This window comes from Tenacibaculum profundi, assembly GCF_052050075.1.
Lineage (GTDB): Bacteria > Bacteroidota > Bacteroidia > Flavobacteriales > Flavobacteriaceae > Polaribacter.
The window spans coordinates 787300-801579 of the sequence record NZ_CP197225.1; the positions used below are offsets into that span (position 1 = coordinate 787300).

Genomic DNA, 14280 nt, shown 5'->3' on the forward strand with positions numbered 1-14280 from the left:
ATTTATTTGATTTGCAATTTTTAATAAAAAGACACAAACAAATTTAATAGCTTTCTTTTTACATTTTATAACTTCAAACATTTTCAACCTACATTTAAGCATTAGCCCTGTGAAGCAAATAGGGTTATAAGGTATTGCGCAAAAATATTTTTATTTGTTGCAGTTTCAAAGATTACAAACACGAAAAAACACCATAATAGGTACTTTTCGGCACGTACATTTTAACGGTTTGGACATAGTTTACATTGGTTTTCAGTACGCTATGAAATGTATCTATTGTTGTATGATATTTTTATTCTATTCTCTTATTTCTTCTCTTAATGGCAATACGTTTTTTGGAATTTCTGTAATTGAACTTACTGTTTTAAACTCCGTTTCAAATGTTCCTTCATAGCCAAATAATTTTCCCCAAATTTTGTTACTAACCACAACAGAGATTTTAAATTTTTGCTCCTTGTCGTCATACCACTCGCAGACATTTGCTTCTCCTGAGAATAGCATTGGAAATTTAAAATTTAAAAAGCCTTCATAAAATCGTTGTTCTCCTGATCGAAGTTTTATACCACCGTTTTCAGCAACAGTCATTTCAATATCGACGGCAAGATGTTGATGTGTTCCTAAATAGTCTACAATTCTTTTTCTTTGCTCGCTGTAAATCATTGTTGCGTCAAATCGTCGAACACGTTTTGGAAATTGGTATTTACGAACCCATGTAACTGTTTCTCTTCCAAACTTGTCTTTGTAAGCGTAGTTTTCAATTGTAAAAGGAATATATTTTCCTTTCTGCGGAAACATGATATTTCTCCACGTTCCAATGTAAAGAAATGGCAATATAAATGGTTTACCATACCAAACACTTTGCATAACTCCTTTTCCAACCGAGGCAATTTTGTCAGTACTGTTAAAGCCAAATCGCTTTTGAATCTTTGGATGAAGTTTGTTAAAGTTTGAACCTAAAGCTTTTTGATATATTGATTTCATTATTTCTGTTTTGTAATACAATTAGAAGCCTTTGGCAAATAGCGGAAATTAAAAATTGCTATTACAGAAAGAGCTATCATTGATATGTTTAGGGAAAATGGATTAAATGGAAGTGTGAAAATAATCAAGTCGCTAAAAATTGCTCCTATCGAAAGAATGAGTAAGCTTAAGATGTTCAGGTATTGAAATGATTTTCTTTGAATTAAGATTAACGTAATTCCAAAAGAAATTTCTGCTATTCCGATAATGATCAAAATATTTTCTTCATACCCATTAAATAATCTCAATTGTCTTAATATTTCAATTTCTCCCGAGTCAGTAAAAAGTATTTTTGGAATTAGTCCCTGATAAATCCAAATGATTCCTAATGTTAAATTTACAAACAAAACAGATAATAGAGCATTTATAGATTGCTTTGGATGAAATCCTTTTTCAATCCAATTTTTCAAGCAGTCAAAACTCCAAGCAGTTGCCCAAATCATTAATGGTCTAAAAATTAATTTGTCAATTAATCTTCCTAGCCCTCCCCAACGTGTTTCATAGTCATAACCTGTAAAAAATTTTATTCCATCTGCTTTTGGAATATATTTCCAGTATCCTGAACCTTTTTTTATTATTGAGATTTGGCTATCTGAAGAAAATTTTAAAACTGATGTACTTTCTCCGTTTTCTTTGGTTTTGTTTGCAACACTTTCTCCAATTCCGTTTACCTTAATTCCGAGTCCAATTTTTGTTGAGTATAGAAACTCTTGTGGGGATTTTGGATCTTTTTGGGGTAAATATGAAATTTCGGAAAACCTCAAATCCCACTCTTGATGTAATGAAGGTTCTTGTGTTTTTGTCCACAGCTCGTCTAAGTCACATTTTATTTTGGTTTCAATATATAATGATTTTCTCTTCAAATGTTGGTTATTTTTTTAAATACCCTATAATTAATGCAGATACACAATTGTGTATATTTCCGCCACAAATATAAACGTTTACAGGCATTTACATAAAGTAACAAAAATTTTCAATTTTTGATCAACAGTTCTAATAAATTTAAGCAAAAAACACCTTAATAAAGGTGTTCTGTGGCAAGTATATTTTTGTGCGATTTTTTAGCAAACGTTATTCTCTTTTGTAAACTACTTTTCCTGAAATCCCAATCTCTTCATCCAATAATGCTTCAGAAAATCGTTCAATTATATTTTTATTAACAATATCAATTTCAATTGTTTCGTCAAAAGCATTTAATAATACTTTTGTTTGTGATGAATTTAGCTCCCAATTTATGAGAGTTTCTTTATATCCGACACATTCTAAAGTACCATTCTGTGCACTATGAATATTAGCTTTAAACAAGCCTGTCCCATTTGAATTTAAAGTTATATTTTGAATTAAACAAGGTAATTCTATTTTATAATCAGTACCCAAGATTCCATCATTATTAAAGTCATAAGGTTCATCAATTAAAAATTCAGTTCCTATCCATTCTCCGCTAAAATCTATTTCAGTTGAGTTAGTATTATCGTCATCGTTAGAACAATTAGTTAAGAATAAAGTAAATACTAATAAGAAAACTACATTAATTTTTGTCATTTTTATTAAAATGTTTAGTGATATTTGGGGTATCGTTTATTTCTGTATTTTTAAAATTGTTTTAATTTTTTTAGTAATTTAAAGTATAAAGTACATTTTAAAAAAGCCAAGTTTAATGAGTAAGTTCCATACCTCTTGTTATTTTATTATTACTACATTAAACCAAAGTAAATACAAATTATAGCGATGGTATTAAAAAAACCATGTACAGCAATATTAAACCACAAATCGTATTTACGAATATAAAATATCAAGGCTAAAAGCGCTCCGACTATTCCTGCAACAAGTTGCCCAGTAATTCCTTGATGACCATACATAAAGCCCAAAAAACAAGAAAGTAGAATAATATTAAACAAAATACTTACTTTGCTAGCTCCAAAAAACTTTGTGAATTGTCTCATAAAATAACCGCGAAAGATAATTTCTTCTCCAAATCCAGCAGTAGCCCAAACTAGTGCTAAAATAGTTAAACAAGCAGAAAAATTTCCTCTCAAATCTTCGAGGCTTGATAAATCAATAGGAACTCCTGTAAGTTTTGTAATTCTAGGAACTAATGCGAAAACATAGAAAATAAAGAGCCCTAAAGCAACTAATGGAGCTAGTATAAAAATATTTTTGAATGTAAATTTTTCATATCGAAACCCTAGTGCTGAAAAAGGTTTTCCTTTGTATTCTATATAATTTGCTGTAATAATAAGTATAGAAATAATAATATTCTCTACCTGATTCGAAATGAGCCAAACTAAAATGAGCATATAATGGCAAATGTGATTAATGGAATTACTATTTTTCGTAAATCTAATCTATTCATTGTTTTTTGATTTTTAAATACTAAGCGAAATAATGAACAAAATCTTTGTAAATTCCTTTTAATACTAATGTTTTTACTCAATGGTCAAAAATTATAACTGAATAGTAGGAATTTTTTTAGCATTTATCTATTGATACCAATCTATAAATGCTTTTCGTTTGTAACGACTGATATTGATTTCAGTAATTGTATCGTTTCCAATAGAAGCTTTTAACAGAATACGTAACTTACCATTTTCTACCTTTTGAATTACGTATATAGCATCTTTATGAATGATAATTTGTCGGTTGGCTCTAAAAAATAATTGATCATTTATTTTTTCTTCAAGTTCATTTAATGTAAAGTTGGTATTAAGTGTTGTACCATCATTCTGAATCGTATACACAATTTTATTTTCACTGTAAAAGACCGCAATATTCTCGTAGGTGAGTTTCGTCATTTTAGCACCACTTTCAATAGTAATTTCAGCTTTTTTTATAGATAACTGGTATAAATTATATATGTCCTGCGCATACAATAAGCATATAAAAATAGAACACGTTAATAAGCTAAGTAGTAAACCAATTAATAAATAATAGAATTCTGTTTGTCCATCTGCAATTATATCTATAATAATATTTGCAGGAATATACATGATTGCAATATATCCTAACGTAGACAGTATAAAGTTCACAATCGTGCCCATTTGTATCTTTTTATAAAAATACTTTTTCTTATAAAATTTTAAATTAAAGTCCGCTATGATCCCTACTAGAATAGTTAAAATAATGGTTGACAGAAACCCTTAAATAGGAAACCTATATGATTCACTATTAAAAAAACTATCACGATTTGCTAAATGATTAACTACTAAAGAAAAAGGGATTAATTTTAGTGCTTTTTGAATCCAACGCAATGTAAAATTACTTACAAATGTTTGCGATACTTTTTTTTTAGTCGGTTGTTTAGTAAGCATAAGTAGAAAATCTTTTTATCAAATTCAAAAGTAAAGAATACTTTCTTCAAAATTATATTTAATAATATTTATCAGATTTACTTCATAAAAATCAATTTTGTTTAATTTTTATATAATTAGTGTTTTTTTACAATGAACTTCAACGGTTTGCCTTATCTATACTTTAATGCAGTTTAGGTGGTCTTGGCATACGTTATTATTATTTAGTGAGTTTTAATTCAAAACTATAATTGTATTTTTCCAAATGTCTACTAATCGTTGATTTTTATCTGTTTTTTTATAGTGACAATTCCGATTAGTCTAAAAAAGAACATATCGATTAAGCTAAGTAAATTTCTTTTAAGAAACTCTCCAAAAGTTAGTTTCCTGTTAGCTCCGTTTTTTTGAATTGCAATAATCCTACGATTGAACTTCCTACATTGCTCCGAGACCAATTTCAATGTGAACAATCATTACGCCCCAAAAAAATATTGGAAGGCTTGTTTATAATCAGTTAACTAAATAGTCGCCTTCGTCATTTAGTAAACCAAAAGCATAGACGTAGGACAAAAAGAAGAGATAAATTATCAGATAGTCTATACACTACGTTTTAACGTATTTTAGATTTTGTTATCTACTTTTTTGTTAAATGAACTTCAATCAGAGATAAAATTAATTGTTTGTCCATTAGAGTTAAACTTAGAAATTAGTTTTTCAGTTAATTCAATTGTACCGAATAAATTTACATCAAATGTCTGTATTAAATATTTTAATTATTTTTTAAAACATTCCTGTTTTCTAATAAAACTCTTGCATTATAAATAAGAAAATCAATAAGCATTACCAATAATATTGGTAAACTAATTTATAGATTTATTTTAACACGGAGTTATGCAATGTTGCTTTTTAATTTTTTATCAAGCTTTTCTATATCGTTAAGAACCTTTTGTTTCGGTATTATAATTGCAGATATAGCTGTGTTATAGAGAAAATAATGAGTATCATTTTCTTCTAATTTTTTGATACCTTTCCATTTAATTTTTCGCTCTGATTCAGGCTCAACATGGATAATTTCTTCGTCATTCAATGTAATTTTATGCATGCCTAAAATTCCAGTATTATCACCTTCCTCAATTATTTTTTTTGTCTTAGCAAGGGCCGTTTTGTCCATTCTTTTAGGGTAAAATACAATCCACAATATGGATGCGACTCCAAATATTAGTATTCCTAAAGGATAAAACGTTCCTTTTATTAATTCAATAATTATAATCACACTAAAAATTAAAGGCATCATAGCTACCGCGATTATTTTTATTCGTCTAAATTGTTTAGAATTCTTCATGTAATTTTTATGAAATTCCATCAAATCATTCATTTCAAATTCAAATTCTATTTCCATTTTATTAGATTAATTTTGCTTAGCATTTAGTATAAGCTGTCATTTTAATATCGCTTATATTTTTTTGTTATTGCTAGATAGCTAGTTATTTTGTTTTTCCCACTCTTCTCTTAATACCCCATAGCTAACTGAATCAAAATACTTTCCATTTACAATTCTCGCTTTTCGATATTCAGCCTCTTTCTTCATACCTAGTTTTTCTGCTAACTTTATCATTCCTAAATTTCCCGACCAAGTTGAAATTCCAAGTCTCAACAGTTCTTTTTTTTCATTGAACACTTCGTTTATCCATAGTTTTAATGCTAAGTATCCAATTCCTTTACCCCAAAAATTTTCATTAAAAATTACAATTCCTATTTCTAACCAATTAGTCTCTTTTGATCTCCAATACCAGCTTACTTCTCCGATAATTTCATTTTTATTATTCGAAATGATTCTCTTGTTATCTAAAACATCTTCTCCTTTTAAAAATTCATTTTTTAAGCCTTGAATTATATTCTCAATTTCTTCTTTAGAATCTTTTTTAAAATAAGGTCCATTTAAGGAATGATAGCTATGTTCAGGTGACTTCCAGTACCCATAGGCTTTTAAATCATTAAGTTTTAACTTCCTTAATTTTATCATGATAATGGTTTGTTTTTAATTTTCTCTTTTAAAAAGCCGAATTAAAAATTTGGCAGAGTTTCTAAATATACATAAATTTTAGTTTAGCTCTTATTAGCTGTTTTATACACGTCTTAAATTAGTAAAAGTTAATTTTCGATTCCAAAGGTATTATTTTTTATATCTATCACAACAATGTTACCGTTGAATAGTTTATTTCCTGTCATATCAAATAAATTCAAGGGTTTAGTTCCAATTACATTCCAATTATTTTACACGACCTGAATATTTCATTTTCTCTCAAAGTGTAATCATTATCTTTTTTTAGGTCTGGCATAAAACTAATCAAATGATAATTGATTCCGACATTAAAGAAAATACTTATAATTTCATTCATTGAGTATTTTAATCGTCATGTTGAAGAGACATAGATATTTCCTAATGAAAAAATTATCTAGTTTAAAAGGTTTAATAACTTATTTTGTTTATAAGATTATCCAGAACTGGGTACCGTGGATAAAATACTAACTCTTTATAATTTAGAAATTGCAGTAATTTTATTGATTTTAGTCTAAATGAAAGGTTTTAAAAAAATAAAGAAATATTTTTTTAGGATTGTTAAAATAGGTTAATTGGACACGTCATGTAACTGGTAATAATAAATTAAAAAAATTCTCAGGTTCTAAAAATGTAAAATATACTGGTATATAATTTCGCATTGGTTTCAAAAAAATGCGGAGTTAGTTTTATGATAACCAAAACACGAAAAGACATGAAGTCGAACATAACGCATCTTTAGATAATTTTTGTAACCTTTCAAATGTATTTGTTAACACCAATTATTTAAACTTTATCAAAACTTTATTAAAAAAATCTATTTCCTTATACAATTTAAAGACATTATAGAAAGAAATTGCAAAAAATAACATTGTCTTTCTATTTCTAATTTTTTTTAAAAAATCATAAATGTAAATATTGTGAACCCTTTTTAAATAATCAATTGCTATTCATTGTGCATAAACTTTTGTTTTGCCAATAATTCTTCTTCTGTTTCTTCATTATCTTCATCGGGTACGCAACAATCTACAGGACAAACAGCTGCACATTGGGGTTCCTCATGGAAACCTTTACACTCCGTACATTTATCTGCTACGATATAATAAACTTCATCAGAAATTGGCTCTTGCTCTTCTTCTGCGTTGGCACTATGTCCATTTGGTAATACGATATTACCTTCTAAATCTGTACCATCAGCATAACGCCAATCATCAGCGCCTTCGTATATTGCAGTATTAGGACACTCTGGTTCGCAAGCACCACAATTTATACATTCATCTGTTATTATTATTGCCATAAAAAATCTCTTTCAGTTTTGTAACTTTGCTTTACAAAAGTAAATCCAATTTAATTTAGAAACAATATAAATGGACAAGATAAAACGTAGATTAATTGCTTTTAAAAAACTAGGTGATTTTTTAAGCCAATTTTCTTCAAAAGAAATTAAACAAGGTAAAGACATCCCTTATAATGAACTATTTTTTGATGGTTTTAAACATCAATTAAAACTAGCTCAAGAATCTAACACTTGGTTTACGCAAGAAAATTTACTGTTTGCAATTGAAAATTGGTCAAAAGCTTTAAGCAAAAAAAACCTAGAATCTTGGATTCTAAAGGAAAACTTAGGGCTAAGTGAAGAAAAAATAGTCGCCGTAATAATGGCTGGAAACATTCCTCTTGTTGGTTTTCACGACTTTTTATCTGTTCTTATTTCTGGACACTCTATTTTGATAAAACAATCTTCAAATGATCAACACTTATTACCTTTTTTGGCTAAATATCTTGAGTATGTTTTACCTGAACTAAAAGGAAAAATTACTTTCACAAAAGAAAAGCTCTCTGATTTTGATGCAGTAATAGCAACAGGAAGCAATAATACCGCCCGATATTTTGAGTATTATTTTCAAGGAAAACCAAATATTATAAGAAAAAGTAGAAATTCTATTGCTGTAATTACAGGTAATGAATCTGATAATGACCTATATAACTTAAGTGAAGATGTTTTTAGATACTTTGGTTTAGGCTGTCGTTCAGTATCAAAAGTTTTTGTTCCAAAAGGATATAATTTTGATAACTTTTTCAAAGGAATGTATCATCAAAACGAAATTATCAACAATACAAAATATGCCAACAATTATGATTATAACAAAGCCGTTTATTTGATGAGTGAATTTAATATACTAGAAAATGGTTTTTTAATGATCAAAGAAGACCAAAGCTATGCCTCTCCTATTGCTTCTGTTTTTTATGAATACTATGACGTTATTGACAATTTAAAAACAAAGTTAAATGAAGACAAAGAACAAATTCAATGTATTGTAGCTAATAATTTCACAAAAAAAGAAATTCCTTTTGGTCAAACTCAACACCCTAAACTTTGGGATTATGCTGACGGTGTAAATACTCTTAATTTTTTAGCTAACCTGTAAGATTATCGCTTTATTTATTCAGATATTTGCAACACATTAAAACAGGAATATTACATACAAAATCAAATTCAAAAAAACTCAAATTCACCTACAAAGAAATAGGCAATATTAATTAAGAGTTACAGAAAACTGTTAATAATTACTGAAGATAAAATCAAATGAAAAAACACAATTTTAGTGCCGGCCCATGTATACTGCCTGATGAGGTTTTAAAAAAAGCTTCAGATGCAATTATTAATTTTAATAACGACAATCTTTCTCTTATTGAAATTTCTCATAGGAGTAAACCTTTTGTTAATGTTATAGAAAATGCAAGAAATTTAGCTCTTGAGTTATTAGGTCTTGAAAATAAAGGTTATGATGCCCTGTTTCTTCAAGGAGGAGCTAGCTCTCAATTTCTAATGACGGCCTATAACCTACTTGATAAAAAAGCGGCTTACTTAAACACAGGTACTTGGAGTAGTAAAGCTATTAAAGAAGCTAGTTTATTTGGAGACCTTGTTGAGGTAGCGAGTTCAAAAAAAGAAAACTTCAGTTATATCCCAAAAAAATATGAAATTCCTTTAGATGCTGACTACTTTCATTGTACTAGCAATAATACAATTTATGGTACGCAAATGAAGAGCTTTCCTAAAACACAGGTACCTCTAGTTTGTGATATGAGTTCAGATATTTTTTCAAGGCAATTAAATTTTTCAGAATTTGATTTAATTTATGCTGGCGCTCAAAAAAATATGGGACCTGCTGGTACTACCTTGGTAGTCATTAAAAAAAATATACTTGGAAAAGTGAAAAGAAAAATACCTTCAATGTTAAACTATAAAACGCATATTGAAAAAGATAGTATGTTTAATACGCCTTCGGTTTTTGCTGTGTATGTTTCTATGTTAACACTTGAGTGGTTAAAAAAAATAGGCGGTATTTCATTTATAGAAAAAGTAAACCAAAAAAAATCAACGCTTTTATACAATGAAATTGATAGAAACCCTCTTTTTTCTGGAATAGTCAATGTAGAAGATAGGAGTCATATGAACGCGACATTCACTATAAAAAATGATAGTTTAGCAAAAAAGTTTGATGAACTATGGAAAGAAGCTGGCATTAATGGTCTGAATGGACATAGAAGTATCGGTGGTTATAGAGCAAGTATGTACAACGCACTCCCGTTATACAGTGTTCAGGTTTTAGTAGATGTTATGCAAGAATTAGAAAAAAAAGCTTAATAAATAAACAATAGATCAATTAAGATTTATAAAAATACAAGATGAAAATATTAGCAAATGATGGAATTTCTCAAAGTGGTATTTCTTCCCTAGAGGAAAATGGCTTTGAAGTTATGGATGTAAGAGTTTCTCAAAATCAGTTACCGAATTATATTAATGACAATGGGATTGATGTACTGCTGGTAGCAGATAAAACACAGGTAAGACAAGAACTTATTGAAGACTGCCCTAGTCTTAAATTAATAGGAAAAGCCGGAATTGATTTAGACAATATCGATGTTGATTTTGCTAGAGAGAATGGACTACATGTTATTAATACACCTTTGGCGATAGCTAGTGCCGTTGCTGAATTAATATTTGCCCATCTATTTGGTATCGCTCGGTTTTTACACCAATCGAATCGTGAAATGCCTTTAGAGGGTGAGACTAGGTTTAATAGTTTACGTAAACAGTTTGCTGACGGTATTGAACTAAAAGGAAAAACCATTGGTATTATTGGTGATAATGAAATAGCCGATGAAGTTGCTAAACTCGCCTTAGGAATTGGAATGCGTGTTATTTTTACAGGTGACTATTCTGAAGAAAAGATAATTACTTTAAGCTTTTTCAACGGACAAACTATCGATTTTACTGTTGAAAAAGAACCTTTTAAAGAAGTTTTGATGAAATCTGATTTCATTTCCATTCACGCTCCTTTACAAGATGATTATATCATCGCTTCAAAAGAGTTTGAGCATATGAAACAAGGTGTTGGAATCATAAATGCTTCTCATGGTAGACTTGTTGATGAAGTCGCTTTGGTTAATGCTATTAAAGACGGAATCGTTAAATACGCCGCCCTTGATGTTTTTGAAAATCAACCAAATCCAGAAATTCAACTTTTGATGAATCCTGAAATTTCTTTCACTCCTAATATTGGTTCTTTAACCAAGGAGTCCAAACTACGAACAGATAAAGAACTTGCTAAACAAATAAAGGAATTATTATCTGAATAATTTTATGGCAATCGTAAAACCATTTAAAGCTGTTAGAGCCACTAGAGATAAAGTTGGTCTGGTATCTACCGAATCGTATGAAGCCTATACTATTGATCAATTAAATGCGAAATTAGCATTCAATCCTTATACTTTTTTACATGTTGTAAATCCTGGATATAAATACCATAAAAAAGATGTAGCAGGTGCACAAAGATTCAAACTGGTACATAATAGATATCTTGAATTCAAAGAAGATGGTTATTTAAAAAAAGACGACATTTCAAGTTTTTATATTTATGAAAAAAAAACAGCTGCACATACTTTTTGTGGCGTTATTGCAGCTACTTCTGTTGAAGACTATGATAATGAAGTTATTAAAAAACATGAGAGTACTTTACATAAAAGAGAGTTATTATTTGAAGAATATTTAAAAAATACAGGGTTTAATGCTGAGCCTGTTTTACTAACGTACCCCGATAATAATACAATAGAAGATATTATTCAAAAATACAAATCAAACAGAGCTGAATATGAATTTTCATCTATTGATAAAAACCTTCATAAACTATGGGTTGTTACAGCCCCTGAAGACTTAAAGGCAATGATTAGTGCCTTTGAGAGTGTGAAAACTTTATATATTGCAGACGGTCACCATCGTTCTACTTCATCTTGTATTTTAGCCAAAAACTTAGCTAGCTCGAATAAAAACCATACTGGTGATGAGCCTTACAATTTTTTTATGAGTTATTTACTACCTGAGAGTCAATTATGTATTTATGAATTTAATAGATTTATAAAAGATTTAAATAATTTAACACCTGAAGAATTTCTTGTTGAATTAGATACTATTTTTAAAATTGAAAAAAAGGGAGATGAGCTTTTTCACCCGCAAGAAAAGCATACTTTTAGTATGTATTTAAATGGAAGTTTTTACTCTTTAGCACTAAGAAAATCAGCTTATGAATTTAACAGCCCTATAAGTGAATTAGATGCTCAAATTTTATTTACTAAAGTTTTAAAGCCTATTTTAGGAATCAATGATATAAGAAATAGTTCTAAAATAATTTATTCTCAAAATAAGTCAGGAGGTTTGGAGCTAAAAACGAAAGTAGATGAGGGACTCTTTAAAGTTTCTTTTGGGATGAGACCCACAACTATAGAAGAGATAAAAAACATAGTAGATTCTGATTTGATTATGCCACCTAAAACAACCTATATAGAACCTAAACTACCAAGCGCATTAACCATATACGAGATATGATACTCATTTGTTTTTTAAACATAGAAAAATGATAAAAGTTAATTTAACAGAAGTACAAAAAACAATTCCTAGTCACGTCAAACTTGTTGCTGTTTCAAAAACGAAACCTGTTTCAGATATACAAGAAGCTTATGACGCAGGACAGAAAGTTTTTGGTGAAAATAAGATACAAGAAATGGTTAGCAAATACGATGCTTTACCAAAAGATATTGAATGGCATATGATAGGACATCTTCAAAGAAATAAGGTAAAACATATGGCACATTTTGTATCGTTAATCCATGGTGTAGATAGTTTTAAAACCCTCATTGAAATTAATAAACAAGCCGAAAAACATTCAAGGGTAATCAATTGTCTTCTTCAAGCTAAAATAGCTAACGAGGATAGTAAATTTGGTTTATCATTCACTGAGATAGAAGCTATTTTAAATTCAAATGAACTAAAATCACTAAAAAATGTTCATGTCTCAGGGCTCATGGGAATGTCGACTTTTACTGACAGTAAATTACAAATCCTTAACGAATTTGAATCGCTACAATGTTTTTATTTAAAAATGCATAAAACACATCCCAACCTAAAAATACTATCAATGGGGATGAGCGGAGACTACCAATTAGCTATTGAAAAAGGTAGTAATATGGTTAGAATTGGTAGTTCTATATTTGGAGTTAGAAATTATAATGCTTAGCTTTACTTTTAGTGAGCTTATAAAGAACTAAAAAGAAGATAATTGTACGCAATTTTAGATATTGAAACAACTGGGGGTAAATTTAATGAAGAAGGGATTACAGAAATCGCGATCTATAAATACGATGGGCATGAGGTAATTGATCAATTTATCAGTCTTGTTAATCCTGAAAGAGAAATACAGGAATTTGTAGCCAAATTAACGGGTATAAATAATAAAATGTTAAAAAATGCTCCTAAGTTTTATGAAATAGCCAAAAGAATAATTGAAATTACACAAGACTGCATCTTAATCGCTCATAACGCCAGTTTCGATTATCGCATTTTAAAAACTGAATTTAATCGTTTGGGATACGATTATCTTAAAAACACAATTTGTACAGTAGCACTGAGCAAAAAATTAATAAAAGATGCTCCCTCATATAGTTTAGGTAAACTTTGTAGGCATTTAGGAATTCCTGTAACTGACAGGCATAGAGCTAATGGTGATGCCTATGCTACTGTTAAGCTATTTAAACTATTGATAGATAAAGACAATAAAAAAGAAATTATTACTCAGTCTATAAAATATTTTGACAACAGACATGAAAAGCTCAGGATTTTACGAATTATAGATAGTATTCCAGAGACACAAGGTGTTTTTTATATTCATAATCAAGAAGGTAAAATAATTTTTATCGGAAGAGGTAGAAATATGAAACTAGAGCTAAATAAGCAGTTCGTAAAAAAAACGAATAAAGCCGAGAAAGTATTAAAAAGAGTTTTTGAAGTTAGCTATGAAGAAACAGGCAATCCGTTACTCACAAGATTAAAATACCATTTAGAGCTAGACAAAATAAGGCCTAAATACAATATTATCAGAAAGCGTAAAAAAGTATCAAAAACTTTCAATAATCATAGTTTTCTTCTCTTTGACAAAGGAAGAAAGCCAGAAGAAAATGCTGTAATTCTAATTGAAAATAATGAAGTTATAGGATATGCTTTTACTAATTTAGCTTTTCAAGAAAATAAATTATCTATTTTGAGATCAATGTTAACAAAGATCGAAAATAAACAGCTTGCCAAAATCATTATTAAAAATTATTTGCTTAAAAATAAAGTTCAGAAACTAGTAAGAATCTCTGATGAAAATACAGATGTTCTTGTTTAAATCAAAAAACTCTATTTCTGAGTTCTTATAATTCTTTAATAATTTATTTTTCCTGATTTTTATGGCAAAATACAATTTGTAATAAAAAAAGGAAGCCTTTATAGGACTTCCTGTATATCTTTTTATTAATTTTAATAGATTCTAAACGATTGCTTTTGAAATCAATTGCCAAGATTTTTAATAGCTT

At 28.9% G+C, this 14280-nt stretch carries 16 protein-coding genes; 6 read left to right on the forward strand and 10 right to left on the reverse strand.

What is annotated here, in order from left to right; genetic code table 11:
• Positions 1-297: 297 nt before the first annotated feature.
• The 10 genes from ACSIGE_RS03110 to ACSIGE_RS03155 all read right to left on the reverse strand — a co-directional run bounded on the left by ACSIGE_RS03110 (position 298) and on the right by ACSIGE_RS03155 (position 7663).
• Complete coding sequence (locus tag ACSIGE_RS03110) at positions 298-981, reverse strand: DUF4166 domain-containing protein (protein ID WP_440881332.1); 684 nt, start codon at positions 979-981, stop codon at positions 298-300.
• On the reverse strand, positions 981-1883 hold the full coding sequence (locus tag ACSIGE_RS03115) for a DoxX-like family protein (protein ID WP_440881333.1): 903 nt from the start codon (positions 1881-1883) through the stop codon (positions 981-983). Before ACSIGE_RS03115 ends, ACSIGE_RS03110 begins: the two co-directional genes overlap by 1 nt.
• A 208-nt stretch (positions 1884-2091) precedes the next feature.
• Positions 2092-2562: a hypothetical protein gene (locus ACSIGE_RS03120; RefSeq protein ID WP_440881334.1), complete on the reverse strand. Its 471-nt coding sequence runs from the start codon at positions 2560-2562 to the stop codon at positions 2092-2094.
• 152 nt (positions 2563-2714) lie between these two features.
• Entirely contained in the window at positions 2715-3317 is a 603-nt protein-coding gene (locus tag ACSIGE_RS03125) for a lysostaphin resistance A-like protein (RefSeq protein ID WP_440881335.1), read from the reverse strand.
• Positions 3318-3500: 183 nt separating this feature from the next.
• Positions 3501-4058, reverse strand: coding sequence for a LytR/AlgR family response regulator transcription factor (locus tag ACSIGE_RS03130; RefSeq protein ID WP_440881336.1), 558 nt, complete (start codon positions 4056-4058; stop codon positions 3501-3503).
• A 99-nt stretch (positions 4059-4157) separates the two neighbouring features.
• Positions 4158-4328, reverse strand: coding sequence for a hypothetical protein (locus ACSIGE_RS03135; protein ID WP_440881337.1), 171 nt, complete (start codon positions 4326-4328; stop codon positions 4158-4160).
• An 868-nt stretch (positions 4329-5196) separates the two neighbouring features.
• Entirely contained in the window at positions 5197-5706 is a 510-nt protein-coding gene (locus tag ACSIGE_RS03140) for a YcxB family protein (protein WP_440881338.1), read from the reverse strand.
• Positions 5707-5787: 81 nt separating this feature from the next.
• Complete coding sequence (locus tag ACSIGE_RS03145; protein WP_440881339.1) at positions 5788-6330, reverse strand: GNAT family N-acetyltransferase; 543 nt, start codon at positions 6328-6330, stop codon at positions 5788-5790.
• A gap of 235 nt (positions 6331-6565) precedes the next feature.
• Positions 6566-6706 (reverse strand): hypothetical protein, encoded by a 141-nt coding sequence (locus tag ACSIGE_RS03150; RefSeq protein WP_440881340.1) that lies wholly within the window; start codon positions 6704-6706, stop codon positions 6566-6568.
• Between the two features lie 606 nt (positions 6707-7312).
• Positions 7313-7663 carry a 4Fe-4S dicluster domain-containing protein gene (locus ACSIGE_RS03155; RefSeq protein WP_440881341.1) on the reverse strand — a complete coding sequence of 117 codons (351 nt, stop codon included), beginning with the start codon at positions 7661-7663 and terminating at the stop codon, positions 7313-7315.
• A gap of 70 nt (positions 7664-7733) precedes the next feature.
• Between ACSIGE_RS03155 and ACSIGE_RS03160 the strand changes: the two genes are divergently transcribed.
• The 6 genes from ACSIGE_RS03160 (at position 7734) to ACSIGE_RS03185 (ending at position 14093) form a co-directional block, all read left to right on the forward strand.
• Positions 7734-8795, forward strand: a complete 1062-nt coding sequence (locus ACSIGE_RS03160; protein ID WP_440881342.1) for an acyl-CoA reductase — start codon at positions 7734-7736, stop codon at positions 8793-8795.
• Between the two features lie 158 nt (positions 8796-8953).
• Entirely contained in the window at positions 8954-10018 is a 1065-nt protein-coding gene (gene serC, locus ACSIGE_RS03165; RefSeq protein ID WP_440881343.1) for a 3-phosphoserine/phosphohydroxythreonine transaminase, read from the forward strand.
• Positions 10019-10059: 41 nt separating this feature from the next.
• The gene (locus ACSIGE_RS03170) at positions 10060-11013 is read left to right on the forward strand and encodes an NAD(P)-dependent oxidoreductase (RefSeq protein ID WP_440881344.1); all 954 of its coding nucleotides are present in this window, start codon (positions 10060-10062) and stop codon (positions 11011-11013) included.
• Between the two features lie 4 nt (positions 11014-11017).
• Positions 11018-12256: a DUF1015 domain-containing protein gene (locus ACSIGE_RS03175; protein WP_440881345.1), complete on the forward strand. Its 1239-nt coding sequence runs from the start codon at positions 11018-11020 to the stop codon at positions 12254-12256.
• 28 nt (positions 12257-12284) lie between these two features.
• On the forward strand, positions 12285-12944 hold the full coding sequence (locus ACSIGE_RS03180) for a YggS family pyridoxal phosphate-dependent enzyme (RefSeq protein WP_440881346.1): 660 nt from the start codon (positions 12285-12287) through the stop codon (positions 12942-12944).
• Between the two features lie 42 nt (positions 12945-12986).
• The gene (locus ACSIGE_RS03185; RefSeq protein ID WP_440881347.1) at positions 12987-14093 is read left to right on the forward strand and encodes an exonuclease domain-containing protein; all 1107 of its coding nucleotides are present in this window, start codon (positions 12987-12989) and stop codon (positions 14091-14093) included.
• The last annotated feature ends 187 nt before the right edge of the window (positions 14094-14280 follow it).